The sequence below is a fragment of the Micromonospora sp. NPDC047730 genome (assembly GCF_043204765.1).
In the GTDB taxonomy this organism is placed as follows: domain Bacteria; phylum Actinomycetota; class Actinomycetes; order Mycobacteriales; family Micromonosporaceae; genus Micromonospora.
Window position 1 is genome coordinate 242,582 of the sequence record NZ_JBIDCU010000006.1, and the last position, 25,810, is coordinate 268,391.

A 25,810-nucleotide genomic window follows, 5' to 3' on the forward strand; every position below is an offset into this window, starting at 1 on the left:
CCCAGAATGACCCCGGTAACGCCGACGCTGCCCGCGAACACCGCGCTGCTCCACTACTACCTGCTGCAAGCGACGGGCGGGGATGACGCGACGGGGGCGGGGCTGCTGGTCGAGGAGTTCGTGCTGGACGACGACCTGTCGGCCGTACGGCTGCGCAGTGCCTGCTGGACGGCGACGGACGCCGGCTGGTCAAGCTCGGCCGCGTTCGTGCGGGCAGTCCGCACGGACCCGCGCCTGCGCTCCCGGTTGACGGCCGTGAACCGCCCCGGGGCGGAAGCGGCGTACGCCCGGCTCGGCGGCGGGGCACTGCCGGACGAGGCCGCGCTGCGCCGGCACTTCGGCGACGACGTCCCGCTGGGGGCCGGTACGCCGCTGCGGCTGGGCACCGGCCCGGCGGTTCACCGGGTGCTCTTCGCCGGTGAACCGGACGGCGACGCGATAGCCCGCCTGTCGGCGTTGCTGCGGCTCGGCGGCGCCTCGGGCACGGACGCGACCGAGCCTGGCGTGGTCGGCACCGGCCGGCTGCGGGTCAACGACACGAACCACCTCTGGCAGCTCCGCCGGGTCGGCGGTGTCGCGTGGAGCATCGACGTGACGTCCGACCCGGCCGGTGGCGACGGGCTGCGCTGGGTGCTGCGCCAGGTCACCGACGTGGCCCGCTGCCACGGCCTGGTCCCCGCGACGATCGAGCGCCTCGCCTGACGACCGGAGGCCGGTGACTCGACCGGGATTCGCGCCCCGGCGGGTGGCTGCCGCAGCGGAGGCCCCGAAAAGGGTGTACGGGCCTCCGCTGCGTCGCGCGGCACCGTCAGTCGGCCAGGTTGACCCACACGTCGGTGGCCCACAGGGGGTGGTTGCAGTTGGCCTGCGACCAGGTCGGGCCCGGCTGCAGCCACGGCCCGGTCCGGTAGGTGCCGTCGTTGCACCGCACGAGCACCTGGAACGCGGGCATGCCGTAGTTGCACCGGGCGATGCCGTAGTACCAGCCCATCTCGGCGAAGCAGCCCGCCGGCGGTTGGTGGACGCCGGCGGAGGCCGGGCTCGCGACGCCGACGAGGCCGCCCACGGCCATCGACGTGGTGGCCGCGCCGAGGGCGACGCGGCGGATGATCTTGGAAATGCTCATGCCGATGAACGTATCGATCGGCGCTGTCGCGCCGCTGGCACGCCGCTGTCGCGTCCGGCCGAACCGCGTCGACCGGACGAGGAGGAGAGCCGGTGACGCGGTCCCGGGGTCGAACTGGTATCCACACCGTGGTGGGTCGCGTCGGGTGGCCGCGGGCTTCGGCCTCGTGCGCGGGGTTCTCGACGGCGACCGGTGAGGGGAGGTCGAGTGGCGGGTCGGGTGTTGAGTCGGCGCCTGGCGCGGGGCGGGGTCGACGGCACGTCCGACATGGCCGGGCGCGGGTGGTCGCCGTGGCGGGTTGTCGTCGGGTTCGGGGTGGTCAGCCTCGCCGCGGACATGGTGTACGAGGGTGCCCGGTCGGTGTACGGGCCGCTGCTGGCCTCGCTGGGCGCCTCGGCGGTCGCGGTCGGGCTGGTCACCGGGGCCGGAGAGGCCGCGGCGTTGCTGCTGCGCCTGGCGTCCGGGCCGCTGGCGGACCGGACCCGCCGCTACTGGTCGTTGACGATCCTCGGGTACGCGTTGACCGCGCTCTGCGTGCCGCTGCTCGCCGTCACCCCGTTGCTGGGTGGCGCCGGCATGGCCGTCGCCGCGGCACTGATCATCGCCGAACGGCTCGGCAAGGCGATTCGCAGCCCGGCCAAGTCGGCCCTGCTCGCCGACGCCGCCGCACACGTGGGGCTGGGTCGGGGACTGGGCGTGCACAAGGCACTGGACCAGGTCGGCGCCTTCGCGGGTCCGCTGCTCGTCGCCGGAGTCGTCGCGCTGGCCGCGGGAGCGCTGTGGCCGGGACTGGCCGCACTTGCCGTACCCGGGGCCGTCACCATGCTGCTGCTGGTCGTCGTGCGGGCCCGCGCGGCTGCCCCCGCGCCGGCCGCCGCGCCGCAGGGCGATGCCGCACCGCGCCCGCCCGCCCGTCCAGCGGGCCGGGTGTCGCTGCCGGCCCGCTTCCACTGGTTCGCGGCGGCGATGGCGCTGTGCACCGCGGGCCTGGTGACGTTCGGGCTGATCGGCTTCCACCTCGTACGCGCCGGGGTCGTCGCGACCGCCACGGTGCCGCTGTTGTACGCGGCGGCGATGGGCGCGGGTGCGCTCGCCGCGCTGGTGACCGGTCTGATCTACGACCGGGCCGGCCCGTGGGTACTGGTGGTGCTTCCCGCGCTGATTGCTGCCGTGCCCGTTCTGACGTTCGGCGGAGGCCCACTGCTGGCGATGGCCGGGGTGCTGGTCTGGGGTGCCGCCGTGGGTGTGCAGGACTCCACCGTCAAGGCTCTCGTGGCCGATCTCGTGCCCGGTGCGCGGCGAGCCACGGCGTACGGGGTGTTCGCCGCCGTGCAGGGTGCTGGTGCCCTGGCCGGAGGCGCTGCCGCGGGAGGACTGTACGAACACTCCGCGGCGAGCCTGGTGGTGGCCGTGGCGGTCTCGCAGGCCGCCGCAGCGACGGCACTCGTGGGCATCCTGGCAAGGATCCGCACCGCGCGCCGGGGCTGAGGGATGCCTCGCCCTCGGTGCGTGGCATGCGGTGCACCGTGACGTCTCATTCCTCGACCCACTCGAGCAGGTCACCGGGCTGGCAGTCGAGCACCCGGCACATGGCTTCCAGGGTGCTGAAACGGACGGCCTTGGCACGACCGTTCTTCAGCACGGCCACGTTCGCCGGCGTGAGCCCGACGCGCTCGGCGAACTCACCGACGCTCATCTTGCGTTTCGCCAGTTCGACGTCGATGCGGACGACGATGGGCATCAGATCACCGCTTCCATGTCGGTGCGCAGCGTCGTGGCCTGCCGCAGCAGGGCACGCATCACCACCATCAGGAGCCCCAGCACGGCGACACCCACCAACATCAGGAACAGCAGGAGGGGCAGCCCGGGATCCGTCGCGCTGAAGCCGACGTAACGCTCGGTGAACATGCATCGACTATCGCTCGTAACCTATCGATTGTCAATCGGTTGCCCGCTGGCTGAGGTAGGTCAGGCGCGGGCGGCTGGCTCGGCGGGCGCGGCGGTGGGGCCGTCACCCGATCCGCCGCCGGGTGACTCGGAATGCGGGCCCCGCCACGTCGTACGGGTGGACGCGCGCAGCCGGCGGCTGATCACGGCGGCGTCCTGGCCGACCCAGCCGAGCAACGCGGATCCCCTGTTGCGCTGGAACGGCAGGCCGACGTAATACAGGCCGGGCACCGGGCTCACGCCGTCGACGTGGACGGGCAGCCCGTCTGCCGGGTCGACGGCGCCGGGCACCCGCAGCCAGCCGAAGTCGGCGCGGAAGCCCGTCGCCCAGACCACGACGGAAGGCGTCAGCTCCTGTCCGTCGGCCGTCCGCAGTGTTCGGCCCTGCGCGCCGGTCACGCGACCGACGACCCGGACACCCCGTCGGCGCAGGGCGCGCGGACCGATCCCGATCAGGGGGTCCCGCGCCCGGATCCGCCGTCCCAGCCAGCCCTCGGCGGGGGCCCGTACCGCCCCGAGGACGTCCAGCCAGGTGAAGATGTCGACGCCGAAGGGGCGCTGCGGAAGGGCCGGCTGCCGCGTCCCGAGCGACAACGTGACGGACCGCGATGCCGCCAGCTCGGCGGCGATCTGCATGCCGGAGTTGCCGCCCCCCACCACCAGGACGGCGCCATCGGGAAGGTCGGCGGGGCGCTGGTACTGGACGCTGTGCAACTGGACCAGCTCCGCGGCCAGGCCATCGCTCAGCGCCGGGACATGGGGGACCTGGAAGGGGCCGGTCGCCACGACCACGGCACGCGCCGTGCGGACGCCGTTGGCCGTGACGGCCTCGAAGGCACCCTCGGAGGTCCGACGCAGCAGCCGTACGGCCGCGCCGTGCTCGACGGGCAGGGCGTGGTGTTCGGCATAGGCCGCCAGGTAGTCCGCCACCTCGTCCTTGCTGGGATAGTGGCCGGGCGGAGCGGGAAAGGGCAGCCCGGGCAGGGCGCTGTGCCGCGCCGGGGTGAACAGCCGCAGCGAGTCCCAACGGTTTCGCCACGCGTCCCCGACCCGCGTGCCCGCGTCCAGCAGAAGGACGTCGAATCCGGCGCGGCGCAACTCGTACCCCGCGGCGAGACCGGCCTGGCCCGCACCGATGATGAGAATTTCTGTCACGACATCCACGATTCCCCGGCGCCGCGTCCAGGGCTTGGACGAACCTGCTGACCCTCCCACCGCACCCCGCGCAGCAGCTCGGACGGCGCCAACCCGAACATGCTCCGGAACACCCTGGTCAGGTGGGAGGAGTCGGCGAAGCCGGCCTCGTGCGCGGCCTGCGTCAGGGACCCGCCCGACGACAACAGCAGCAGGGCCGCGCGCAGCCGTTCCCACCGCACGTAGGCACGGAACGGCAGCCCCAGCTCCTGCCGGAACAGGTGCGACAGCCTGCTCTCCGACAGGTGCACGGCTCGCGCCACCTCGCCGAGCCCCACCCTGCCGGGCAGCAGGGTAGGAACAAGATCCACCGCCTCGGCCACGGCGGCGTGTCGCGGGCGCGCGGTCGGGATCTCGCCCCTCACCACGGACCGGATCACGGCGTCGATCGCCTCCGCCGACGAGACGTCGCCGGCCGGGGGTGATGGATGCGGATCCAGCCGCCACCGCGCGGCCGAGGCGGACCCCGATTCGCCGCGGTCGAGCAGCCGGCCGAGACTGGACACCGGGTCGATCAACGCGAGCAGGCCGTCCGCCGCACCCTGGACGACGGCGTGCGCGGTGTTCGCCGGAATCAGCGCCGCACGGCAGGAATGGTCGATGCCGTCGGCGCCCCGGAGCACCAGGACGGTGTCGCGGGCGACGAGCAGTTGCACCGCGTGGTGCGAATGCGTCCCGGCCGCACCGATCTCGCCGCGGTAGTAGATCCGGCCCGGCGCCAGCCCCACCCACCCCCGCCACGTGGCGTTCAACTCACCTGCTCCTTGCGCGTCGCCGGCACGGGACCACGGGTGCCGGCGCCTCGTCAACGCAGCGAGCGTACGCTCGGCCGCCGACCCCTGACGGTCACGTTCATCTGACCGGGCCGCAGAACCGGCTCGGCGTGAAGGGGCTGCCGGGTGGCGCGGTGGGCCGCCACACCGGATTCAACTCGATGGCGAGGGCGGGTGCGTGCCAGGCGGCCCCCAGCCGCTGGAGCAGACCGAACTCGCGGCGGCGGCGGTTGACGTCCTCGCCGGCGAGGAAGTCGGTCAGGTCGTCGGTGGCGTCCGCCCGGTCGATGATCTTGCCGTGGAAGGCCGACACCTCGACGACCGGGATATGGATCAACTGACCCGGTGGGGCCTCGGCAGCGGTCACCGTCGGCAGGAAGGCGATCACTCGTACGCCCTGGACGGGACACAACGTCTGGTACCGGTAGAAGGGCGCCTCGTCGAGCAGCGAGCGGATGAACGGCTCGTCCGGCGTGCTGGGTGCCGCGCTGCCGATGGTCGTCACATGGAACAGCGCCCGCAGCACCCACCCGGTGGCCAGCCCCCAGCCGGTGCTGGCGTCCGGCGGTGGATAGTACGTCCGCCCGGTGCGGACCAGCGGGCTGAACATCGCCAGCGCCCGCACCGGAGAGTCGGGCAGGTCCCGCAGGTAGGTGCGGGCCACCATCACTCCCTCGCTCTGCGCGACCAGGGCGATCGGCCGTCCGGTGCGCCGGTGTACCGCCTCGACCTGGAGGGCGAGCAAGTGGGAGCTGGACGTCAGTGACCGATGGGTGGCCCTCGGACCGTACGGCAGCGGGTGCCCGCCCGCGCCCAGGCCGACGTAGGAGAACCGCTCCACGTTCGGATCCGTCGCAGGTCGGCCGTCGTAGGCGGAGTTGTGGCCGGCGAGCAGGATCACCGCGTACGGCACCCGCTCGGGCAGCAACCGGTCGAAGATCGGCGGTGTGAAGGGGGCCGCCTGCCGGCGGGGCTCGAAGAGCGCCTGCGCTGTCAGCGGGATGGCCAGGGCCAGCACCACCACGATCGGCACCACCGGCACCCGCCGCCACCGCACCTGTTTCTGGAGGACGCTGCCCGCACCGTCCGGTTCCACAGCAGGCCGTTGACCGCGCCGGCGACCGCGGCAACGAGCGGCGTCAGGGCCTGCGGAGCGCTCCCCACCAGCCCGCCGGCCACGCTGATCACCACGAAGTCGAGCAGCGACCAGGCCACCAACTCGGCCGAGGGCAACCCGCGCCACAGGCCCCGGCCCACCGACATCCGCTGCAGGAAGGGAGCGAGCAGCACCATCGGGACCAGCGAGGCGAACAGGAACCAGGACAGCGAGGCCACCGACGCCGCGACCGAGTACGCGGCGAACGGCAGGACGAGGACCGCGCCCAACGCCGCCACTTCGAGGTTGCGCCGCAACAGCGCCCGGTACGGCGGCCGTGGGACGCGTGCCGGCCAGGCGAGGCCGACCAGCGTCGCGGACAGCACCCCACGCAGCAGGATCGCGCCCAGCAGTCCGGCCCAGAACGTCAGCCAGGAGTTGTGGTAGACCAGCAGCCAGCGCATGTCGTGGTAGGAGTCGTACGGCCAGACCGCCGAGATCTGTGGGGCGAGCCCCTTTGCCGTGACGAACCCGCTCGGCATGAGCACGAGCACCTCGGCCAGCGGGACCACCGCGGCGATCCCGAGGAGCGCCGCCAGCCGGCGCTGGGTCGATCGCACCAGTCCCCCTTCGGCACGCAACTCTTCGCCGACTTTCCCGCGTCGTGGCGCCAAGGGGGCGGTTTCGGAGGAATCGGTCCGTTCCCGGGCGTGGGTATTCGGGTCTGACGGCTCAGTGCGCGGGCGTTCCCGCGGCGGACTTCCCCTTGCGTCTGGTGCGTGCGGCGTACGCCCGGCGCATCTTGACGTAGTTGCCGCAGCCGGCCATGGAGCACCAGCGGCGGGCCTGGTTCCGGGAGGCGTCGTAGTACGCCCAGCGGCAGGTGTCGCGGGCGCACACCTTCAACCTCGTCCAGCTCTGCTCCGCACCGCATTGCCGGACGGCGTCCAGCAAGGCGGCCAGGGCCTGGTCGAGGGCGGTGTCGCGGGCGGCGACGAGGCGGTGTCCGCAGTCGGTGAAGGTCATCCGCACCGGCACGCCGGCCAGTGCCCGGTCGAGTCGTTCCAGCGCGGTGGGGTCGGCGGGATGGCCGGCGTGGCCGAGCAGCACCGCGCGCAGGCCCTCGCGGACGGTCACGGCGACGGCGAGGTCGGCCGCCCGCAACCGGGCGTCGGGTCGGAGCAGCCGACGTTGCGCGAACCAGTCCCGGAGCCGGTCGGGGGCGGTGAGCGACTCCTCGTCGACCTGCGGCTCGAAGGTGTTGACGAAGTCCCGGACCAGACGGGCGGCGGGCGGGATCACGTCCTCCTCGCTCATCGCACCCCCTCGGTTCACACCAGCGTAGTGCCTTGACAGGTGTCACCACGTCTGTACACCATCAAAGTGTTTTTGCTGGTGTAGCAGGGACGCGACGAAGGCGGGGAAGGCCTGATGCCCACCACGCTCCGCGACGTGGCGCAGTTGGCCCAGGTGTCGGTGAAGACGGTCTCCAACGTGGTGAACGGTTACCCGCACGTCAGCGCCGGGATGCGCCGCCGCGTCGAGGCGGCCGTCGAGGCACTCGACTACCGTCCGAACCGCTCCGCCCGGACCCTGCGGACCGGGCGGACCGGAATGCTCGCCCTGATCGTGCCGGCGGCGGATCTGCCCGGGATCGGCGGGCTCGCGCGGGCGGTCGTCCGCGCCGCGGCAGGGCGCGGCTACCGCGTCGTCGTCAACCCGGTCGACTCCGACCCCGCACGCGCCGCCATCGCGAACCCTCCGCTACCTGTCGACGGCTGCCTCCTGCTCGCCGACCTTCCGGCCGCGCCGGGCGTCGGCGGGCTGCCCCTCGTCCGGCTCGGCCGGCCCGCCCCCGGCGGTCACGTGGACCGGGTCGGCATCGACCACGCCCGGGCCAGCCGGGACGCCACCGTCCACCTCCTGGGCACCGGCCGGCGGCGCATCGCCGCCATCGACGCCGGGCCGGGCGGGCCGTTTCCGACACCGCCGGGCATCCAGGGGTACGCCGACGGCCTCCGCGCCGCGGGCCTCGCCCCGCTCCCCGGCCACCTTCTCCAGGCGCCGTCCCACCAGCGCGCCGACGGCTACCGGGCCGCCCGTACGCTGCTGTCCCAGCACCGGCGCCCGGACGCCGTCGTCTGTGCCTCGGACGCCCTGGCGATCGGCACCCTGTGCGCCGCGTTCGACGCCGGCGTACGCGTCCCGGACGATCTCGCGGTCATCGGCGTCGGCGGCAGCGAGGAGGGTCGCTGGGCCCGGCCGGCGCTCAGCACCGTCTCCGCCGACACCGGGTTCATCGCCCGCCAGGCCGTGGCCCGGATCGTCGCCCGCATCGCCGAGCCGCACGCCGCCCCGGTCGACGTGGTGGCGCCCCACACCCTGCTGCCCCGGGCGAGCACGCGGAGGGCCGACCGGTCCGGGATGCTCCACGCCTCGCGCTGATCCCGGTGTCACGGCTGCCGTCGCCGCACGCCGGCCCCGTGCACCTCCTGGCCACGGAACCGACGGCGGTACGTGGTCGGGGTGACGCCGGCGACCCTCAGGAAGGCACGACGCATCGTCTCGGCCGAGCCGAAACCGCAAAGACGCGCGACGGAGGTGACGCCGGCATCTCCGGTTTCGAGGAGTTCCCGGGCCGCGTGCACCCGGATCAGCTCGACGTACCGGGCCGGGGTGGTGCCGAGCTCGCGGCGGAACAGTCGGGTCAGCTGGCGCTCGCTGACCGCCGCGCGGGCCGCCATGGTGGCGAGGGTGTGTTCGGCCGACGGTTGCGTCTCGATCGCGTCGAGCACCCGGCGCAGGACCGGCCCGCCCGGCGCGGGCCCGACGCCGGCTGAGTCACGTTGCGCCTGGCCACCGGGCCGGTGGAGAGACCCGACCAGGTGTCTGGCGACCGTGCGCGCCCGGTCGACGCCGAAGTCCTCGGCCACGAGGGCGAGCGCGAGGTCGATGCCCGCGGTCATCCCGGCCGAGGTCAGGTGCGGGCCGTCGCGGACACAGACGGCATCGGGCCGCACCACGACGCTAGGAAACCGTGCCGCCAGATCGCCGCAGGCGGCCCAGTGGGTCCTCGCCCGCCGGCCCTCCAGCAGGCCCGCCTCGGCCAACACCAACGCCCCCGTACGGACCGACGCCACCCGCCGTGCCGACCGGCCGATCCGCCGTACCTGCTCGACCACGGTGGTGGGTGGGCGGTTGCCGGCCGTCGTCGGACAGCCCGCGACCATCAGCGTGTCGACCGGAGTACGGACCTCGGGCAGGGCCAGGTCGACCCCCATCCGCACGCCGACGTCGGTACGCACCGGCCGCCCGTCAGGCGATACGAGCCGCGTCCGGTAGCCGCCGGAGCCGCTCAGGACCTGGAGCGGCCCCGCCACGTCCATCAGGACCGCACCGTCGTACACGACGAGGAACACCTCACGCCCGTCATCTGCCGCCATACCCACAGGTCCGATGCGCCGGCCGGCTGGTTCCCGGACCGGGCTTCTCGCGCCGTCCCGTAGGCCGGCAGCGGCAGCGGACACGCCTGATGCGGACCGGATCCCCTCGGATCCGGACCAGCCGAACAGAACCGGGAACCGCAGCGGTGACCAGGCCGACCAGTGCCACACGCACAGACATCAGCCGGAGACGTATTCGATCGGTCCAGGTCGAGCCATGAGGAGGCCATGAATGTTGACGATAGATGTCAGCCGACGGACGGTTCTGCGGGTCGCGGCCGCTGGCGGGGCGGGCGTGGGCCTGGCCGGCACCGGCCTGGTCACGTCCGGCCCGGCCGCCCCGGCCTCAGCCGGGCAGCGCACCGACTTCACCGACCCGGCCCGGAAGCTGCGTATCGCGATCCTGCTCTTCGACGGGGTCACGGCGGTGGACGCGATCGGCCCGTACGAGGTGCTGTGCCGGATCCCGGGCGCCGACGTGATGACCGTCGGCAGGCAGGCCGGCCGGGTGCGGACGGACACCGGGGTGCTCACGCTCGGCGTCGACCACACGCTGAGCCAGGTAGGCAGGGCCGACGTGCTGCTGGTGCCCGGGGGAAACGTTCGCGACGTGCAGGCGGACCCCGAGACGATCCGATGGATCCAACGGCTCCACCGGCACACCACGTGGACCGTCTCGGTCTGTACCGGATCCCTGGTGCTGGGCGCGGCCGGCCTGTTGCGCGGGCTGCCGGCCACCACGTACTGGGGTCTCAAGGCCGAACTCGCTCAGTTCGGCGCGACGTTCGTGCCGGGCCGCTTCGTCGAGGCAGGTCGGATCATCACCGCGGCCGGCATGTCCGCCGGGATCGACATGTCCCTGCATCTCGCCGCGAAGCTCGCCGGCGACCGGATCGCACAGGCCCTGCAACTGGTCGTGGAGTACGACCCCCAACCGCCGTTCGACACGGGCAGCCCCGACAAGGCCGGTCCGGAGCTGACCAGCCTGGCACTGCGGCTGCTCAGGAACTCCGGCGCCCGCTGACCCCGGGCAACCCTCGCCGTTCCCAGGTTGACCCCGTCGGCAACCACGACACCTCGTGCTCCGGGCACAGGGCGCAGTTCCCCGCCGGTGCCCGGACGGGTCTTGATCGGCGTTCCCCGACTCGAGTCGCTGACGGGCTGCGTTGATGTCGCCCTTGATGCCTCCGATCCGCGTCGCCACGGATCGCAACACGTCCACCTCGACCTTGAATCCGCTCAACCCGTCCATCCTCACTCGACGGACGCGGTGGCGAACCCGCAAGATCATTGCAATATGATCTTGGACTTGGTTCACGTCGGCGGGCGCACGGCGGGCATGCCTGCGTCCCCACATCATCACGCACCACGAAGGAGAATCCCTCTTGCGTCTTCGCGTTGCAAGGGTCGCGCTGCCGCTCGTCGCCGTCGCGCTGCTGTCCGCCTGCGGCGGTGGCCAGGCCGAAACTGGTGACGACAGTGGCACCGGCATCCCGAAGTCCCCGGAAGATTCGTACGCGGCGATCATGAAGGCCATCTACGCCGCCGACGGGCCTCGGGTGTGCTCACTGATGACTCCCGACGCCGCGGACAAGTTCATCAGGGAGATGAGGCGGTGGAAGGACGCCGAGGGCACGACCTGCGAGGGAGTGGTGGACTCCTTCGCCAGCCAGCAGTCGGGTCCGCCGCCGAAGGAGTGGGGGCCCACGATGTACGGCAAGGTCGAGTACCCCAACCAGTTCTTCGCCATGCTGGAGAACTGCCCGACGGACGCGAACGGCGACTTCCAGCCGAACTTCGCCGCGGTGACCTGGAAGAAGCAGGACGGCGGCTGGATCATCACAGAGTTCGACATCAGCACCGGCTGCGGAGGCTGAGGCCGCCGGCCGGTGTCCGGCCTGGACCGGTCCGAGGCCGACCAGGACGTCAGGTAGGAGCGCCGGGTCTCTCGTGCGAGCGGGCCGGCGCTCCTACCGTCCCTGGACGCGCTCGTCCATCGGCCCGGCGGGCGCGGAAGCCAGGGCCGGTGATGCCGCACGGCTCCCCCGGCACATCACCATGCCGGACAGCGCCGACCGTCCCGCCGCAGGGCGAACCGTCACGCCCGCATGACAACCCGATCCGCCTCCTTCCCCCGGCGGCACGCTGGGCGGGGGTGGCGGACGAAGGGTCTGGACGGCCCGGCGGGGTCAGGGCAATACTGGCTGGCCGGTCCTTACGTGGCCGGCGCCCGGAGGGCGGGGGCGGGAAGTGGGATGAGAATGCTGCGTGGGCTCGGGATCGGCGAGCAGGACGAAGCGGTCTACGTGGAGCTGCTGCGCCGCCGCCGGGCGACCGTCGCGGATCTCACGGAGGCGGTGCAGATGGCGGCGCCGGCGGTGACAGCCGCGATGGCGCGACTGGTCGCGCTCGGCCTGGTCACCGGTGACGGCGGCGGCCTGCACACCGTCGTACCGCCCGACGTCGGGCTCGGCACCCTCATCGTCCAGCGTCAGGCCGCACTGCAACAGGTCCAGGGCCGGCTGGGGGAACTGGTGCAGGTGTACCGGACCGGGGCGACCTCCACGGTGGGTGAGGTGGAGGCGCTCACCACCCCGGAGGAGCTCGCCACCTGGATCGACAACATGGAGCGGGGCGCCAAACGGGAGATCATGGCGTTCTTCCGGCCTCCGTACGTGCTGGACGGCGACCTCGATGTCTCCACCGACGTGCCCGCCTACCGTTACGTGTACGAGCGCGCCGCCCTCGACGATCCGCGTACCCCCGCCGAGATCGGCAGGTTCCTCAAGAGCGGGTACGAGATCAGGATCGCTGCCGAGCTGCCCAGCAAGATGATCATCGTGGACCGGGAGACGGTGCTGCTGCCGATGCTGCCCGACCAGACGAGCGTCCATCCCGGATTCCTCCTTGTGCGGGGTCAGGCACTGGTGCACCTGCTGGTGGCGCTCTTCGAGCGGGTCTGGCAGGCGGCCACGCCGTTGCGGCTCACCGCCACGGGTCTCGCCGAGGGGTCTCCCGCGTGGGACGACGTCGACGTCGCGCTGCTGACGTACCTGCTCTCCGGGATGCCGGACAAGACGGTGGCCAGCCGGCTCGGGACCAGCGAACGCACGGTGCAGCGCCGGATCCAGCGGCTGATGAAGCTGGCCGGGACCGACAGCCGCATGCAGCTGGCCTGGTACGCCGCCCGGTCGGGGCTCATCTCACCCTGACGCACCAGGAAGGCGGGTCGCCCCCGCCCGCGGCGCGGGCGGGGGCGGGGGCGACCGTGGGGGACGCGAGGTTATCGCCGCAGCTTGTAGGCGCGGGTCACGGTCTGCTCGACGGTGTTGCCGTCAGCGTCGGTGGCCTGCACCCGCAGGGAGACGAAACCGTTGGTGTCGGCCAGCGCCGGGCTCTTGACGGTGCCCTTGACGGTGGCGCCGCCCGCGGCGGTGACGGTCACCTGCTGCCAGGTGGCGCCGTCGTCGTAGGAGGCCCACAGCTTCGCCTCACGGATCCGCGGGCCGGCCAGGCCCTTCGGGTACCAGAAGTCGAGGCTGATGTCGGTCGTCGACTGCGCCTGCACGCTGTTGTCGAGATCGACGTCGACGTCGTAACCGACCGACAGCACCGGCAGAAGCGCCCGGTCGCCGTCCCGCTGGGAGTGGAACGTCCAGGCGGTCTTCACCCTGGTGGAGGTCGTCCACCACGGCTGGTCCCGCCGTACGTCTGTCACCACGCGGTACTCGGCACGCTCCGGCGTCATCGGGAAGGCCACCGCCGCGGCCGGAGCGGACCCGAGCAACTGGCCGTCGCGGTACACGGCGGTCAGTACCTTGTCGGTGTTGTTGGGGACCGTCCACAACTGGCCGGTCGCCGCGTCCAGGAGGCCGGTGTTCAGCACGACGCCCACGTCGCCGATCCGGGCGGCTCCCTCCGGGTGGTCGGCGGGTATGGCGGACCGGACGACCGGCTTGTTCCATGCCCGGGTCAGCCGCTGCCTGGGCTCGAACACCGACGGGAGCGTCTGCTGGAAGCCGGGGATCGACTCCCACACGCCGGCCGGTGCCATGATCTCCCACGTCGGCCGGCCGGCGGTGACGTATTCGGTGAGGGACCTCGGCATGGTCGTCCGGATGAAGGTCATGACGATGAAGGGCTGCAGCGGCGAGGTGAGGAGCCGCGCGTATCCGGCTTCGGTGCCGGGCGTCGAGGCGTGGAAGGACGTGTCGACCGTGGCAAGTTCCTCGGCGCTGACCTGGTAGCGCTGGTCGGCCGAGATGCCGTGCTGGTACTTGAGCAGCTCGTAGGAGTACGGGCTCACCGCCGTCCCCTTGAGCTGGATCATGACGTCGCCTCGGCGGGCGAGACCGGCCAGTCGAGCGCCCTGCTCGCCGGAGAGGGTCATGGCCGGGATGGCGGTCGGCGCCGTCCGGTAGACGTCGGTACCCCACTGGGCGGGGACGTCGTTGTAGATGATGATCATGCCAGCGCCGGCCGCCGCCGCGTTCGCGATCTGCTGCGACGGGGTGACGTCGTCGCTGCGCCGTACCAGCGCCAACGTGCCCTTGACGGACTTGCCCGCGTAGTCCTGCGGTCGTCCGATGCCGGCGTCCACCACGCGCAGGACCTGTGTGCCGTCGAAGCGGGCGGAGCCGACCCAGCCGCCGACGTACTCCGGCGTGATCGGGAAGGCTCCGGGACCGACCAGCTGCGCCTCCAACGACGGTGCGGTCAGCGTCCAGGCCAGCCGGTGCTCGAGGTTTTCGTCCTTGAGCTGCGACGGGATGGCGTGCAGCTTCGTGTGGCCGTTGAATTCGGTCTGGAGCCCGTACATGCGCGACTTGTCGTCCTTCAGCAGCGACATCCCCAACCGGACCCGCTGCGGCTGGCTCGGCTTGGGCGTCTGGATGCCGACCTGGCTCGACTTGCTTCCGTCAAAGGTGATGGTGCGGTCGGAGTCGACGAGCACGCCCGATTCCGCGCCGTAGACGTGGTCCCGGACCTGCTGGTAGTCGGGGGTGAACCGGTAGGTCCCCGACGCGAAGGCGTACTCGCCGCGGGGCAGCCTCAGCTCCAGGGTGCCCTCGGCGCCGAGGATGAAGTGGATGTCGACGGGCCCGGGATTGTCGAGATCGAAGACCCAGATGCTGCTGTAGGTGGACGCCGGCGCCTTGCCGTCCAGGTCCGTCAGCTTCACGCTCACGTTGAAGCGCTCCGGGTCCCGGACGAAGCCGACCGCCGTCGTCACGACCGTCCCGCCGTCGGCGGAGGCGGCAGTGACGTGCGCGCCGTACGTCCCGACCGGCACCACGCCGCTGTTGGCGGTGACCGTCACGTCGGCCGTGCCGCGGGCCGGCACGGTCACCGTGTCGGCGCCCAAGGTCAGCGCTCCGGCCGGCAACTGCCCGACGCCCTTGGTCGTCAGCGCGAGGGTGACCGGCTGGTCGCCGTCGTTGACGTAGGTGATCTGCTTGGCGACCGGGGCGGTCGATTCCCACGCCTGCAGGCCGAAGTCGACCACGCCGGGCCCGGACACGGTCTGCCGCACGGCGCGGCTCACGTCGGTGCGGCCGGCGCCCTGGGCGTACACCGAGGTGTCCGCCGTGGTCTTCGCCGTGCTGACCAGCTGGCCCTTCAGCCGCGCCGGAGTCCAGTCCGGGTGCTGCTGGGCCAGGATCGCGGCCGCACCCGCCACGTGCGGGGTGGCCATGGAGGTGCCGCTGGCGGCGGTGTAGTGGTCGCCCGCAGGGGTGCCCATGCTGGTGCCGGCCGCCCGGGCGGCGACGATGTTCGAGCCGGGGGCGGTGATCTCCGGCTTGAGGGCGCCGCTGGCGAGCGGGCCACGGCTGGAGAAGGAGGTGACCGCGTCGGTGCGGTCCACGGCGCCGACGGTCAGCGCCGACGCGGCGATGCCGGGCGAGCCGACAGTCGTCGCCCCGGGCCCGGAGTTCCCGGACGCGATGGTGAACAGCACGCCCGTCTCGGCCGTCAGCTGGTCGACCGCCTCGGCCATCGGGTCGGCTCCGTCGCCGGCCGTGCCGCCCAGGCTCATCGAGACGACCTTCGCACCCGAGTGGGCCGCCCAGTCCATCCCGGCGATGATCCACGACTCCTCGCCGCCGCCCGCGTCGCTGAGCACCTTGCCGACGAGGAGTTGCGCGCCGGGCGCGACGCCCTTGTATCTGCCGCCGGAGGCCGCGCCCGTGCCGGCGATCGTGGCGGCGACGTGGGTGCCGTGTCCGTGCCCGTCCTGGACGGACTCACCCGGCACGAAGCTCTGGCTCTCAGCGATCTTGCCAGCCAGGTCCGGGTGGTTCAGGTCCGCGCCGGTGTCCAGCACGGCGACCTTCACGCCGGTGCCGTCGTATCCGGCGGCCCACGCGGCCGGCGCGCCGATCTGCGGCACGCTCTCGTCGAGCAGGGCGTGCACCTTGCCGTCCAGCCAGAGCCGCTCGATGCCCCCGGCGAGCCGGGCCCTGGGGGTACGGGCCTTGGCGGTGTCGTCGTCGACCGCCTCCCAGAAGGTGGCGGCCTGCTTCTTGTCAGCGGCGATGGCGGCGCCCCGGACGCTGGGCAGGCTCCGCTTCATCCGGCTGCCGGCGGGGGCCGACCGTACGGCTGCCTTGGCCGTCCCGGCGGGGTACCGCACGATCAGCGGGATCGACGTGGCGTGCGCGTCGTCGTAGCCCTGCGCGATCAGGCCCGTGACGTTGAACAGGCGCCTGTCCACCTGGCCGGACGCGATGAGCGGCTCGACCGCCAACGGTACGACGTAGACGTCGGTGCCGACCGAGTAGGTGCGGAAGTTGCCGACCGGGTCGTCGTGCGGGGTGACGGTGATCGCCGGCTTGCCGCCCTGCGTCGTCACCGTGACCACGTCACCGGTGACGAGGGTGACCCGTGCCGCCTTCGACGACGGAGGTACGGCGGCGGTTACCTCGCCGGCAGGCGCCGGCGGCTTGCCGTGCGCGCCTGCGCCGACGGTCGCGACGAGTGTCGCGGCGAGCGCGACGCCGAGCAGCGTCGATCTTCTGGTTCGCATTGACCTGGCCCCTCCTTCTGCCGGTACCTGAGGTCCGTACCGGTGGGGCAAAGCTTCGTGAAGGCGGGGCGACCGCGCTACGGCTGCGCCTGGCGAACACTGGACATGTCAGGTCGCCGCCACAGCCGATCGGAGGGTGCACATACATCGCTACCGCCCCGTGACCACCGTCGGCTGGCGCGCCGACGACCGGCGCGGCGGGGCGCTAAGGGCGTGGATCCCGCCCGCGGGGCGGCGGTGGCGGGGTCGGTTCGCTGGGGCGGACCCGCCAGGAGACGGCGTCCGTCGCGGCGATCCCGGCGAGGATGACGACGGCTACCACGGCGATCAGGATCGGCGGAAGGAACGCGACCACGGGCGCCAGCGCGACCAGCAGGAGCAGTCCGATCACCCGGGACAGGGCGACCCGGCTGAAGGACAGGTAGTCGAGTCGGGCCCGGCCGGCCAGGTAGATCGCCGGTCCGCAGAGGATGACGGCGGACCAGGCGAGGTTGGGCCCGGCGAACGGGTGGGTGATGATGATTTCGTCGCCGACCGAGCTGAGCACGATGCCGCCGGCCATGAGCAGGTGGGCGTACGAGGCGGACCGGCTGAACACCGCCGGCGTGGTGCTCGCCGCGATCACGGCCGGGAGCAGCACCCCGGCCCGGTAGAAGTAGATCCGCCACAGCAGCGTGGTGATGGCGAACGTCAGGATGAACGCGATCACCCGGTCCCGCTCGAAGCCGAGCCCGGCGAACTGTCCGCCCGCCGCCAGGATCGACTCACCGAACGCGACGATCATGATCTGCTGGTAGCGCTCGGCGAGATGCTCCGCGGAGACCGCCTGCGTGGTGATCCGGGCCGGACCGAGCTTGGGCAGCCGGAAGTCCAGCCGACTCATGACGTACCCGAGGACGGCGGCGACGAGCCAGATGACCACCCGGGTGTTGCCGTCGGTGAGCGCGCCCGCGATCCACAGCACTCCGGAGATGCAGGACCAGATGAACTGCTGCAGGGAGCCGATCGTCACCTCCTGGCCGTGCATCGCGACCGTGACGAACAGGGCGCGGCCGACCTGGATGAGGACGTAGGCGGCGGCGAAGATCATGCCGTTCTCGGCGAACGCCTCGGGCGCCGCGCCCGCCATGATCAGGGTGCCGAGCATGATCGGGATGATCACGAGCTGGATCGCGGGCTGGGCGGGGTTGAGGCGGTTGGTGGTCCAGGCGGTGAAGACCCAGACCCACCAGAACGCGGCGAGCAGGATCCCGGTGTGCAGCGCGCCGAGCCAGGTGAGGTCGCTGAACAGGGTGTGGGACAGCCGGGTCAGCGCGAAGACGAAGATCACGTCGAAGAAGAGCTCGACGTAGGTGGCGCGCTGGGGCTCGGCGTGATCCCTCAGGAGGTCGCGCGGGTTGCCGGCGGTCATCGGCACGCCCGTTCCGTCGGTTCTGCGCAGCCTGCCATCAGTCGTACCGTGCGCCGCGCCGCCGTCGGCCTGGCTCACGCCGACGCATGTCGAACACCCGCGCCTCCCGCTCTCCGCAACCACTGCGGCGACATGCATGCCGGGTGGGTTGGCCTGTCCGGTCCTGTGCCGCACGTCGACGGCCTAGTCCGGCGCGCCGGTCGAGGGGAAGTGCAGGTCACCCGGGGCAGGTCAGAAGGGTGTGACGTCCGACCGGAGGGCCTGCCGGTCAGGGTACATCGGACGGATCGGCCGGCACGGCACGATTGACAGCATCCGATGGATCGGCGTCGGGGAGGGTGGGAGCGTCGGTGGGGTAGAGGCCGGCGACGAAGCCGTACACCTGGTCGCCGGACCGGGGGATCTGGGCGAACCGGCGGGCGAGTTCCTGGACCTGCGCCCAGAAGTTGCGTACCTCCTCGACGGGAATACGGGCGTGCACGAGTGTGCACCGCAGGTCGTCGGCCGCGTGGGCGGCAGCCGACTCGGCGGTCGCCTGCGCGAGCCCGTTGATGGCGGCCACGACCTGCTTGTCCTCACTGCGGCTGAGCGCGCCGACGTAGAACGTACGGGCGACCCGGCCGTAGTACCGCTCCTCGATCGCCCGCACGCGGCGGGTGCGGACCACGCGCAGGAGACCGACGTCGACGAGCAGGTTCACGTGGTAGGCGACGCTGCTCTTGGGGCGGTCGACCGCCCGGGCCATCTCGGTGACCGTGGCGGCGCGCTCGAGGAGCAGCTCCAGGAGGGTGTCGCGCAGCGGGTCGGCCAGCGCACGCAGCTGCTCGGGCGCGGTGACCACGAGCATCTCGTCGAGGTCGTAGTCCGGGATCCGCTCATTGACCGACATTTCTCGACCGTTCTAAAATTGTGGATCGTTTGATCCTCGCCGTCCGATGTCAGGAGTGTAGAGATGGCCGAAGTCGTGCTGTTCCACCACGTGCAGGGGCTCACCGACGGGATGCGCGCGTTCGCCGAGCAGTTGCGCGCCGGCGGCCACACGGTGCACACGCCGGACCTGTTCGACGGCGAACGACCGGCGACCCTCGAGGACGGGCTCGCGCTGACCCGGCGCATCGGGGGTGAGGTGCTCGACGAGCGCGCCGACCGAGCCGTGGCCGACCTCCCCGGGACGCTGGTCTATGCCGGCTTCTCCCTCGGTGCCGCCACGGCCCAGCGGATGGCCCAGACCCGGCCCGGCGCGCGCGGCGCGCTGCTCTACGAAGCCTGCCTTCCGGTCACCGGCGAGTGGGCCGTCGGGCCGTGGCCCACCGGGGTCCCGGTGCAGATCCACGGCATGGGCAAGGACCCGTTCTTCGCGCTGGAGGGCGACATCGACGCCGCACGCGAACTGGTCGCGACGGTCGGAGCCGACCTGGGCGAGCTGTGCGTCTACCCGGGCGACCAGCACCTGTTCGCCGACAGCTCGCTGCCGTCGTACGACGCGGAGGCGACGGCGCTGGTGGTGCGGCGATCGCGGCAGTTCCTCGACCGGGTGGGCTGACCCGCGGGGGGCTCAGCCCTGCCCGCCCCGGCACAGGGTCGACGGGCCGTCGGGCGCGCTGTCCCGGTACGCCTCCGAGTCCAGGACCGGCGCGTAACCCAGGTCGCGCCGGGCCGCGTCGAGGTCGAAGACCGCCCGGGTGTTCGCCGAGGTGATCGTGTACGCCCCGAAGCCGACGTCGGCCCGCAGCGCGCGGCGTACCGCCTGACCCAGGTCCGCCGGGCCGAGCCAGGTGTCGAACCAGCCCTGCGTCGGCGGCACGGGACGGCAGCCGCCGAGGCGCAGACAGACCACGGAGAGGGCACCCGAGTCCGCGTACACCCGGGCGGCGGCCTCGCCGAAGACCTTGGTGGCGCCGTAGCGGCAGCACGGGTGGGGTGGCCACGAGTCGCGTATCGGACCGGGCGCGGGCCGGGCGGCCGGTGGGTGGTAGCCGCCGAGGACGTGGACGGAGCTGGCGAGCACCACCCGGCGTACGCCCGCCTCCGCCGCCGCCGCCAGGACCCGGGTCGGCACCTCGACGTTGGGGCCGTGCAGCCGGTCCCAGTCCTCGCCCGGCCGCGGGTTCCCGGCGAGGTGCACGACCGCGTCCACCCCGGCGCAGAGCCGCTCGGCGAACCCCCGGTCGGCGAGGTCGCCGGGCACCACCTCCGCCGGCCCGACCGGCTGCGGGGCGCGCAGGTCGGTCAGCCGCAGCTCGTGTTCCCCGGCGAGTTCGGGCACGAGCAGCCCGGCCACCCCGCCGGCCGCGCCGGTCACCAGTACCCGCATTCCGGTCACCAGTTCGCGAAGGAGCCGTCGCGGCGGTGGTAGACCGGCAGCGGGGCCGGACCGCGGTGGTCGAGCCGGCGGGCGGCGGCGAGGTCGAGCTCGATGCCGAGGCCGGGCCGCTCCGCCGGCGTGATCCGGCCGGCAGCCAGCACGGGACCGGCGGTCAGCACCGGCGAGGGCGGGAACTCGGGCCACGGTTGCTCCTGGACGGAGACGTTGGGCAGGACCAGGTTCAGGTGGGCGGAGGCGGCGGCGGTGACCGGGCCGAGCGGGTTGTGGGTGGCCAGGTTGATGTGGTGGACCTCGGCCATCGCCGCGATCTTGCGGGCCTCCGTGAGCCCGGTGTTGGCCACGTCGACGCGGGCGTGGTCGATCAGCTCACCCTCGATCAGCGGCCGGAACTCCCACTTCGTGCCGAGCTGTTCACCCGCCGCGAGCGGGACCGCGCTGCGTTGGCGCAGCATCCGGTAGCCGTCGAGGTGTTCGCTGCGCAGCGGGTCCTCGACGAAGTACGGCCGCAACGGCTCCAACTCCCGGCACAGCGTCACGGCCTGCGGGGGCTCCAACCGGGTGTGTACGTCGAGCAGCAGCTCGACGTCGTCGCCCAGCGCGGCGCGGAGCCGTTCCATGGTGGCGACGGTGTGCCGCAGGGCGCTCCGCTGGTCGTACTCGCCGCTGGCGTCCGGGCTGTTCGCCGGCACCCGCAGGTGGCGCCATCCGGCCGCCACGAGCCGCTCGGCCTCGGCCACCGTCGCGGCCGGGTCCCTGGCCTCGCCGACGCGGACGTGCACATAGCATTCGACGTGGTCCCGGGAGGCGCCGCCGAGCAGTTGGTAGAGCGGGACGCCGAGCGTCTTGCCCCGCAGGTCCCACAGCGCCACGTCGATCGCGGCGAGCACGGAGGCGAGCACGCCGGTCGCCGGGAAGAACCCCGACCGGGAGAGGAACTGCCAGAGGTGTTCGATCCGGCTCGGATCGGCGCCCTCCAGTTGTTCGGCGAAGTCCTCGACCGCGCCGCGGACGGCCCGCCAGCGGGAGCGCATGCCGACCTCGCCGACGCCGTACTCGCCGGAGTCGGTGTGCACGACCACCAGCAGCATGGCGCTCGTGTCCTGCGGCACGGTCAGCAGCTCCAGGTGGGTGATCTTCACTTCGTCCCCCAGGCGTTCGTCGGCGGCCCGTCGATCCCGACCTCGACGGCGAAGATCCGGCCGCTGTCCGGCGCTGCCCGCCGGGTCGCCTCGTCCAGCCCGAGCCAGGCCGTGGTCACCACGAGGGTGCCGGCGACCAGGCAGACGGCGGTCGGCCGGGGCACCGGCAGCCGCACCCGGGCCAGCGGGGTGCCGTCCGGGGCGAAGCGGCGGACGCACCAGCCGTCCCACATGGCCACCCAGAGGCAGCCCTCGGCGTCGACGCAGAGCCCGTCGGGGGTGGCGTCGTCGCAGTCGACGAGGATCCGCGGGTCGCCGGCCTCGCCGGTTGCCGGGTCGTAGCGGTAGCCGGTGAGTCGCCGACGCCGGCTGTCCACGTGGTACAGCGTCTCCCCTGCCGGGTCGAACCCGAGCCCGTTCGCGCAGCCTATGCCGTCCAGCACCGTCGCCACCGAGCCGTCCGGCTCCAGCCGGTAGAGCGCGCCGGACCAGGGGTCCGCGCCGCCCAGGATCTGGCTGCCGGCGAGGAACCGGCCGTACGGGTCGCAGCCGCCGTCGTTCATCTGGGTGCGCGGCGCGGCGACGTCACCACCGAGCGGGCGCACCGTGCCGTCGGCCGCGACGTGCCGGAACCCCCGCCCGGCCGCCACGACCCAGCCCTTGCCGGCGGCGGCGAGCGGCGCCACGGCCCCGGTCGCCGCCCCGACGTCGTACCCGGCCAGCACCTCGATCCGGTCGCCGCCGAACCGCCCCCGCCACAGCCGACCGGCGCGGATGTCCACCCAGAGCAGTTCACCGGTGCGCGGATCCAGCCGCGGCCCCTCGCCGAGTTCGTAGCGCTCGGCGGACACCGGGTGTGCGAGCAGGGTGTCAGGACTTGACGGCACCGGCGATCCCCTCCACGAACGTACGCTGCAGGAACAGGAAGATCGCGATGATCGGCAGCAGGCTGATGGTCGCCGCGGCGGCCAGTCCACCCCAGTCGGTGGCCTCCTGGCCGAAGAAGCTGTACATGCCGACGCCGAGCGTGCGCAGCTCCGGCCGGCCCAGGGTGAACACCAGCGGGATGAAGAAGGCGTTCCACGCCGCCATGAAGTTGAACAGCGCCACGGTGCCGATCACCGGCTTGGCCAGCGGCAACATGATCCGGAAGAAGATGCGCGGGTAGCCGGCGCCGTCGATCCGGGCCGCGTCCTCCAACTCCTGCGGCATGCTGGCGAAGTACCCCATGAACAGCAGGATGGGTACGACGTGCGCCGGCCCGGCGGTGGCCAGCACCGCGCCGAGCAGCCCGTTGCTCAGCCCGAGCCCGTCGACCAGCTTGAAGATCGGAATGATCGTGTAGCCGTGCGGGATGAACATGGTGGCGATGAGCAGCCCGACGATCACCTTCTTGCCGGGCAGGTCGCCGCGGCCGAGGGCGTAGCCGGAGGTGGCGGAGACCAGCAGGACGATGGCCACGGTCGTGAGGGAGAAGACGACCGTGTTGGACAGGTAGGTGCCGAAGTGCGCCGTGTCCCATGCCCGGCTGAAGTTGTCGAAACTCCACTCCTTCGGCAGCACCGAGAGCCCGCCGAGGAAGACCTCCCGCTCCGACTTGAAGGCCGTGGAGACCATCCAGACGAAGGGGTAGATCCAGATCAGGCAGAGCGGCACCAGCAGCAGGTGCCAGAGGTGCATCCGACGCATCAGCGGCTCCCCTTCAGGTACTGCCGGCGCAGCAGCGGTGCCTGCAGCGCCGTCATCACCAGCGTGATGACCCCGAAGACCACGCCGGCGGCGCAGGCGAAGCCGTAGCGGGGCGCGTTGAGTTCGGGGTTGAAGGCGTACCGGTAGATGTAGGTGGCGACCACGTCGGTGGCGTAGTTGGGGCCGGCCTGCGTCATCGCCTGTACCAGGTCGAACGGGTTCATGCTCTTCTGGAAGGTGAGCAGCAGGATCACCACGCCGATCGGGGCGATCACCGGGAGGGTGACGTGCCGCAGCGTCTGGCGCCCGTTCGCGCCGTCGACCTTCGCCGCCTCGTACAGGTCCTCGGGGACGGTCTGCAGCGCGGCGAGCCAGTAGACGAGGGTGATGCCGAAGCCCTTCCACACGTCGACCGCCATGACCGTCGGCAGGGCCGACGACTCGGACAGGAAGGTCACCGGCGAGTCGACGATCCCGGCGGAGCGCAGCACCTCGTTGACGAACCCGCCGGCCGGGTCCAGCAGGACCGCGAAGACGATGCCGACCACCGCCGTGGTGGTCACCACCGGCAGGAACAGGAACAACCGGTAGAGGTTTCGCCCGCGCAGCCGGCGGCTGTTGAGCAGGATCGCCACGAGCAGCGCCAGCGGCATCTCGACGCAGATCGCGGCCAGGGAGAAGAGGAACGAGTTGCGGAAGGCGTGCCAGAAACGCTCGTTGCCGAGCACCTCGGTGAAGTTGGCGAAGCCGACCCACTCGGTGGCCGGGCCCACCCCGTCCCAGTCGAAGAACGAGTACCACCAGCTCGCGACCATCGGCCAGAGTGTGAAGGCCACGAAGAGCAGCAGCATCGGGGCGAGGAAGACGTACTGCCAGGCGTGTCGGCGCAGCTTGCCGGGGCGGCGGCGCCGGGCGGCGGCGGGAGCGCGCCGGGGTGGCGCCGCCGCCGGTTCGGCGGCGCCACCCGGGGCGACGGTGGGGGTGCTGGTCACTTCTGGCTCGGGGTGAACGGCTGCAGCGGGTCCCAACCCGGGAAGGTGAGGTCGGCGCGCGAGGCCTGCACTCCCTTGCCCGACAGGGTCTTGATCTGCTCGTCGATGAAGGCGTCGAGCTTGCCGTTGAGGTTCGCGGCGGCCGGACCGAAGGGCTGGTTGCGCAGGATGGCCGGCAGGGCGATCTCGGACCACTGGAGATCCTGCTTGCCGCGGATGGCCGCCATCAGCTGCGCGCCGCCCTTGCTGGCGAGGATCGGGTTGGGGATGAGCCGCACGGTCTGCGCGGCGACGTCCATGATCGCCTTCTGGTCCGCGTTGTTCGCCGCCTTGTCCTGCCAGGCGCTCTCCAGGGCGGTCAGGGTGCCGAACTTCTCGTAGTACGCCCGGTGGAACTCCTTGGAGGCGAGGAAGTCCATCACCTTCCACGCCTGCTCGGGGTGCTTGGACTGGGCCGACATGGACCACAGCGGGCTGAAGCTCGCCGTCTGTCCCGAGTAGCCGCCACGCCCGGCCGCCGGCACGGGCACGGCCGCGATGGTCATGTCGAGCTGCGGGTTCAGCTTGCGGACCTCGTTGATCTGGAACGGAGAGGCGAGGAACATCGCCAGCTCGCCCTTGGCGAACGCGGTGTGCACCTTGCCCGCGTCCGTCCAGGTCTCCCAGCCCGGGGTCATGCTCTTCGCGGCGTGCATCCGCCTGAGCAGGTCGACCGCCGCGGCGAGCGACGGGTGGGTGACGGCCGCCCGGCCGGTGCGCAGGTCGATGCCGTTGTCGATCGAGGCCGGTCCGGCGGTGTGCTGGAGCATGCGGGCCAGGACGCTCTTGCTCCACGGGCCCGCGAAGCCGAACGTCCTGCCCCCGCCGGCGCGGGTGATCGCGGCGGCGGCCTGCTCCAACTCCTCCCACGTCTTCGGGGCGGCGGTGACCCCGCCCGTCTTCGCGGCGGTGTTGTTCACCAGGAGGAACCGCACCACGGACCACTTTCCCCAGACCAGCGGCAGCGTGTAGAGCTTGCCGTCGCGGTGCAGTCCGGACGTGGCGGGGTCGAGGCTGCCCTCGGGGAACCGGGCCTTGAACTCGTCGGTGACGTACTGGTCGAGCGGCGCGATCCAGCCGCGTTCGAAGATGCGGTCGAAGCCCTGGTCCTGGGCGCGGAAGACGTCCGGCGCGTTGCCCTGCTGGAAGCTGAGTTCGATGGCGTTGATCTGCTGGTCGCTCGGGTTCTCGATGACCTGGACCTTGATACCCGGGTTCTTCTCCTCGAACAGGTCGAACTGTTCGCGATAGAACTGGGAGGCGCCGGAGGGGTCGGGCACCAGCATGACCTTGATCGTCACCGTGTCCCCGCTGGACCCGTCGCCACTGCCGACCAGGTTGCACGCGGTGGTCAGCCCGCCCGCCGCGGTCGCGGCCGCACCCACGCCCAGGATCCGCAGCAAGGACCGGCGGGTGAGCTCTGGTTGCTTCATGTCCTACTCCTGTTCGATCACCGGTTGGCGGAGCCGCTCGGCCAACGAGGGCGAGGCTTCGGTCTGTGTTTCGTCGCGGTGAAGAGCGTGTTGAGGACAGTAGCTTCACCCACCACCTTGTGCAATAGGCATCCGCCATGTGGGTCAGCAACGCATGAAGGCCGGGAGCTGCCCA

The 25,810-nt window shown here is 72.1% G+C and carries 25 protein-coding genes; 7 read left to right on the top strand and 18 right to left on the bottom strand.

Annotated elements, in window-relative coordinates:
* The first annotated feature begins 6 nt into the window (after positions 1 to 6).
* Positions 7 to 702 carry a hypothetical protein gene (locus ACGF5G_RS17110; RefSeq protein ID WP_393263667.1) on the top strand — a complete coding sequence of 232 codons (696 nt, stop codon included), beginning with the start codon at positions 7 to 9 and terminating at the stop codon, positions 700 to 702.
* A 106-nt stretch (positions 703 to 808) separates the two neighbouring features.
* Here the strand turns inward: ACGF5G_RS17110 and ACGF5G_RS17115 are convergent, their stop codons facing one another.
* On the bottom strand, positions 809 to 1,126 hold the full coding sequence (locus ACGF5G_RS17115; RefSeq protein ID WP_393263669.1) for a hypothetical protein: 318 nt from the start codon (positions 1,124 to 1,126) through the stop codon (positions 809 to 811).
* 267 nt (positions 1,127 to 1,393) lie between these two features.
* On the opposite strand from ACGF5G_RS17115, the gene ACGF5G_RS17120 reads away from it, so the two are divergent.
* Positions 1,394 to 2,614, top strand: coding sequence for an MFS transporter (locus ACGF5G_RS17120; protein ID WP_393263842.1), 1,221 nt, complete (start codon positions 1,394 to 1,396; stop codon positions 2,612 to 2,614).
* Positions 2,615 to 2,660: 46 nt separating this feature from the next.
* Here the strand turns inward: ACGF5G_RS17120 and ACGF5G_RS17125 are convergent, their stop codons facing one another.
* The 7 genes from ACGF5G_RS17125 to ACGF5G_RS17155 form a co-directional block, all read right to left on the bottom strand.
* On the bottom strand, positions 2,661 to 2,867 hold the full coding sequence (locus ACGF5G_RS17125; protein ID WP_091094605.1) for a helix-turn-helix transcriptional regulator: 207 nt from the start codon (positions 2,865 to 2,867) through the stop codon (positions 2,661 to 2,663).
* Positions 2,867 to 3,034, bottom strand: a complete 168-nt coding sequence (locus ACGF5G_RS17130) for a DUF2975 domain-containing protein (protein WP_393263670.1) — start codon at positions 3,032 to 3,034, stop codon at positions 2,867 to 2,869. The genes ACGF5G_RS17125 and ACGF5G_RS17130 overlap by 1 nt, the downstream gene beginning before the upstream one ends.
* Positions 3,035 to 3,094: 60 nt before the next feature.
* Positions 3,095 to 4,228: a flavin-containing monooxygenase gene (locus tag ACGF5G_RS17135; RefSeq protein ID WP_393263672.1), complete on the bottom strand. Its 1,134-nt coding sequence runs from the start codon at positions 4,226 to 4,228 to the stop codon at positions 3,095 to 3,097.
* Entirely contained in the window at positions 4,225 to 5,019 is a 795-nt protein-coding gene (locus tag ACGF5G_RS17140; protein WP_393263674.1) for a helix-turn-helix transcriptional regulator, read from the bottom strand. Before ACGF5G_RS17140 ends, ACGF5G_RS17135 begins: the two co-directional genes overlap by 4 nt.
* 100 nt (positions 5,020 to 5,119) lie before the next feature.
* Positions 5,120 to 6,073, bottom strand: a complete 954-nt coding sequence (locus tag ACGF5G_RS17145; RefSeq protein ID WP_393263676.1) for a hypothetical protein — start codon at positions 6,071 to 6,073, stop codon at positions 5,120 to 5,122.
* Complete coding sequence (locus ACGF5G_RS17150) at positions 6,034 to 6,756, bottom strand: hypothetical protein (protein ID WP_393263678.1); 723 nt, start codon at positions 6,754 to 6,756, stop codon at positions 6,034 to 6,036. Before ACGF5G_RS17150 ends, ACGF5G_RS17145 begins: the two co-directional genes overlap by 40 nt.
* A 112-nt stretch (positions 6,757 to 6,868) precedes the next feature.
* Positions 6,869 to 7,453, bottom strand: coding sequence for a CGNR zinc finger domain-containing protein (locus ACGF5G_RS17155; protein WP_393263680.1), 585 nt, complete (start codon positions 7,451 to 7,453; stop codon positions 6,869 to 6,871).
* A gap of 114 nt (positions 7,454 to 7,567) precedes the next feature.
* Between ACGF5G_RS17155 and ACGF5G_RS17160 the strand changes: the two genes are divergently transcribed.
* Positions 7,568 to 8,581, top strand: a complete 1,014-nt coding sequence (locus ACGF5G_RS17160) for a LacI family DNA-binding transcriptional regulator (protein ID WP_393263682.1) — start codon at positions 7,568 to 7,570, stop codon at positions 8,579 to 8,581.
* Positions 8,582 to 8,589: 8 nt separating this feature from the next.
* Here the strand turns inward: ACGF5G_RS17160 and ACGF5G_RS17165 are convergent, their stop codons facing one another.
* Positions 8,590 to 9,579 carry a GlxA family transcriptional regulator gene (locus ACGF5G_RS17165; protein WP_393263684.1) on the bottom strand — a complete coding sequence of 330 codons (990 nt, stop codon included), beginning with the start codon at positions 9,577 to 9,579 and terminating at the stop codon, positions 8,590 to 8,592.
* 232 nt (positions 9,580 to 9,811) lie between these two features.
* On the opposite strand from ACGF5G_RS17165, the gene ACGF5G_RS17170 reads away from it, so the two are divergent.
* The 3 genes from ACGF5G_RS17170 (at position 9,812) to ACGF5G_RS17180 (ending at position 12,791) form a co-directional block, all read left to right on the top strand.
* Positions 9,812 to 10,603 carry a DJ-1/PfpI family protein gene (locus ACGF5G_RS17170; RefSeq protein ID WP_393263686.1) on the top strand — a complete coding sequence of 264 codons (792 nt, stop codon included), beginning with the start codon at positions 9,812 to 9,814 and terminating at the stop codon, positions 10,601 to 10,603.
* Between the two features lie 361 nt (positions 10,604 to 10,964).
* Entirely contained in the window at positions 10,965 to 11,456 is a 492-nt protein-coding gene (locus tag ACGF5G_RS17175; protein WP_393263688.1) for a hypothetical protein, read from the top strand.
* Between the two features lie 378 nt (positions 11,457 to 11,834).
* Complete coding sequence (locus tag ACGF5G_RS17180) at positions 11,835 to 12,791, top strand: LuxR C-terminal-related transcriptional regulator (RefSeq protein WP_393263690.1); 957 nt, start codon at positions 11,835 to 11,837, stop codon at positions 12,789 to 12,791.
* Positions 12,792 to 12,862: 71 nt separating this feature from the next.
* Here ACGF5G_RS17180 and ACGF5G_RS17185 read toward each other — a convergent pair whose 3' ends face one another.
* The 3 genes from ACGF5G_RS17185 to ACGF5G_RS17195 form a co-directional block, all read right to left on the bottom strand.
* Positions 12,863 to 16,606 carry a S8 family serine peptidase gene (locus ACGF5G_RS17185; RefSeq protein WP_393263692.1) on the bottom strand — a complete coding sequence of 1,248 codons (3,744 nt, stop codon included), beginning with the start codon at positions 16,604 to 16,606 and terminating at the stop codon, positions 12,863 to 12,865.
* Between the two features lie 205 nt (positions 16,607 to 16,811).
* A complete protein-coding gene (locus ACGF5G_RS17190; protein WP_393263844.1) occupies positions 16,812 to 18,017 on the bottom strand; it encodes a low temperature requirement protein A in 1,206 nt (401 codons plus the stop codon).
* Positions 18,018 to 18,285: 268 nt separating this feature from the next.
* Positions 18,286 to 18,906, bottom strand: coding sequence for a helix-turn-helix domain-containing protein (locus ACGF5G_RS17195; RefSeq protein WP_393263694.1), 621 nt, complete (start codon positions 18,904 to 18,906; stop codon positions 18,286 to 18,288).
* Between the two features lie 63 nt (positions 18,907 to 18,969).
* Between ACGF5G_RS17195 and ACGF5G_RS17200 the strand changes: the two genes are divergently transcribed.
* Positions 18,970 to 19,560, top strand: coding sequence for a dienelactone hydrolase family protein (locus ACGF5G_RS17200; protein ID WP_393263696.1), 591 nt, complete (start codon positions 18,970 to 18,972; stop codon positions 19,558 to 19,560).
* Between the two features lie 12 nt (positions 19,561 to 19,572).
* On the opposite strand, the gene ACGF5G_RS17205 is transcribed toward ACGF5G_RS17200, so the two are convergent.
* From ACGF5G_RS17205 to ACGF5G_RS17230, 6 genes are read right to left on the bottom strand one after another with little or no spacing between them, the layout of a single operon-like run.
* The gene (locus tag ACGF5G_RS17205; RefSeq protein WP_393263697.1) at positions 19,573 to 20,331 is read right to left on the bottom strand and encodes an NAD-dependent epimerase/dehydratase family protein; all 759 of its coding nucleotides are present in this window, start codon (positions 20,329 to 20,331) and stop codon (positions 19,573 to 19,575) included.
* A gap of 5 nt (positions 20,332 to 20,336) precedes the next feature.
* Complete coding sequence (locus ACGF5G_RS17210) at positions 20,337 to 21,482, bottom strand: mandelate racemase/muconate lactonizing enzyme family protein (RefSeq protein ID WP_393263699.1); 1,146 nt, start codon at positions 21,480 to 21,482, stop codon at positions 20,337 to 20,339.
* The gene (locus ACGF5G_RS17215) at positions 21,479 to 22,369 is read right to left on the bottom strand and encodes an SMP-30/gluconolactonase/LRE family protein (protein WP_393263701.1); all 891 of its coding nucleotides are present in this window, start codon (positions 22,367 to 22,369) and stop codon (positions 21,479 to 21,481) included. Before ACGF5G_RS17215 ends, ACGF5G_RS17210 begins: the two co-directional genes overlap by 4 nt.
* Complete coding sequence (locus tag ACGF5G_RS17220) at positions 22,353 to 23,171, bottom strand: carbohydrate ABC transporter permease (RefSeq protein ID WP_393263703.1); 819 nt, start codon at positions 23,169 to 23,171, stop codon at positions 22,353 to 22,355. Before ACGF5G_RS17220 ends, ACGF5G_RS17215 begins: the two co-directional genes overlap by 17 nt.
* Complete coding sequence (locus ACGF5G_RS17225) at positions 23,171 to 24,163, bottom strand: carbohydrate ABC transporter permease (RefSeq protein WP_393263705.1); 993 nt, start codon at positions 24,161 to 24,163, stop codon at positions 23,171 to 23,173. The genes ACGF5G_RS17220 and ACGF5G_RS17225 overlap by 1 nt, the downstream gene beginning before the upstream one ends.
* Positions 24,160 to 25,635: an ABC transporter substrate-binding protein gene (locus ACGF5G_RS17230; protein WP_393263706.1), complete on the bottom strand. Its 1,476-nt coding sequence runs from the start codon at positions 25,633 to 25,635 to the stop codon at positions 24,160 to 24,162. The genes ACGF5G_RS17225 and ACGF5G_RS17230 overlap by 4 nt, the downstream gene beginning before the upstream one ends.
* Between the last annotated feature and the right edge of the window lie 175 nt (positions 25,636 to 25,810).

Bases quoted from the DNA above. Each gene is read 5' to 3' on its own strand.
- ACGF5G_RS17110 (WP_393263667.1), top strand. From the start codon at position 7: ATGACCCCGGTAACGCCGACGCTGCCCGCGAACACCGCGCTGCTCCAC.
- ACGF5G_RS17115 (WP_393263669.1), bottom strand. From the start codon at position 1,126: ATGAGCATTTCCAAGATCATCCGCCGCGTCGCCCTCGGCGCGGCCACC.
- ACGF5G_RS17120 (WP_393263842.1), top strand. From the start codon at position 1,394: ATGGCCGGGCGCGGGTGGTCGCCGTGGCGGGTTGTCGTCGGGTTCGGG.
- ACGF5G_RS17125 (WP_091094605.1), bottom strand. From the start codon at position 2,867: ATGCCCATCGTCGTCCGCATCGACGTCGAACTGGCGAAACGCAAGATG.
- ACGF5G_RS17130 (WP_393263670.1), bottom strand. From the start codon at position 3,034: ATGTTCACCGAGCGTTACGTCGGCTTCAGCGCGACGGATCCCGGGCTG.
- ACGF5G_RS17155 (WP_393263680.1), bottom strand. From the start codon at position 7,453: ATGAGCGAGGAGGACGTGATCCCGCCCGCCGCCCGTCTGGTCCGGGAC.
- ACGF5G_RS17160 (WP_393263682.1), top strand. From the start codon at position 7,568: ATGCCCACCACGCTCCGCGACGTGGCGCAGTTGGCCCAGGTGTCGGTG.
- ACGF5G_RS17165 (WP_393263684.1), bottom strand. From the start codon at position 9,579: ATGGCGGCAGATGACGGGCGTGAGGTGTTCCTCGTCGTGTACGACGGT.
- ACGF5G_RS17170 (WP_393263686.1), top strand. From the start codon at position 9,812: ATGTTGACGATAGATGTCAGCCGACGGACGGTTCTGCGGGTCGCGGCC.
- ACGF5G_RS17180 (WP_393263690.1), top strand. From the start codon at position 11,835: ATGAGAATGCTGCGTGGGCTCGGGATCGGCGAGCAGGACGAAGCGGTC.
- ACGF5G_RS17185 (WP_393263692.1), bottom strand. From the start codon at position 16,606: ATGCGAACCAGAAGATCGACGCTGCTCGGCGTCGCGCTCGCCGCGACA.
- ACGF5G_RS17190 (WP_393263844.1), bottom strand. From the start codon at position 18,017: ATGACCGCCGGCAACCCGCGCGACCTCCTGAGGGATCACGCCGAGCCC.
- ACGF5G_RS17195 (WP_393263694.1), bottom strand. From the start codon at position 18,906: ATGTCGGTCAATGAGCGGATCCCGGACTACGACCTCGACGAGATGCTC.
- ACGF5G_RS17200 (WP_393263696.1), top strand. From the start codon at position 18,970: ATGGCCGAAGTCGTGCTGTTCCACCACGTGCAGGGGCTCACCGACGGG.
- ACGF5G_RS17205 (WP_393263697.1), bottom strand. From the start codon at position 20,331: ATGCGGGTACTGGTGACCGGCGCGGCCGGCGGGGTGGCCGGGCTGCTC.
- ACGF5G_RS17220 (WP_393263703.1), bottom strand. From the start codon at position 23,171: ATGCGTCGGATGCACCTCTGGCACCTGCTGCTGGTGCCGCTCTGCCTG.
- ACGF5G_RS17230 (WP_393263706.1), bottom strand. From the start codon at position 25,635: ATGAAGCAACCAGAGCTCACCCGCCGGTCCTTGCTGCGGATCCTGGGC.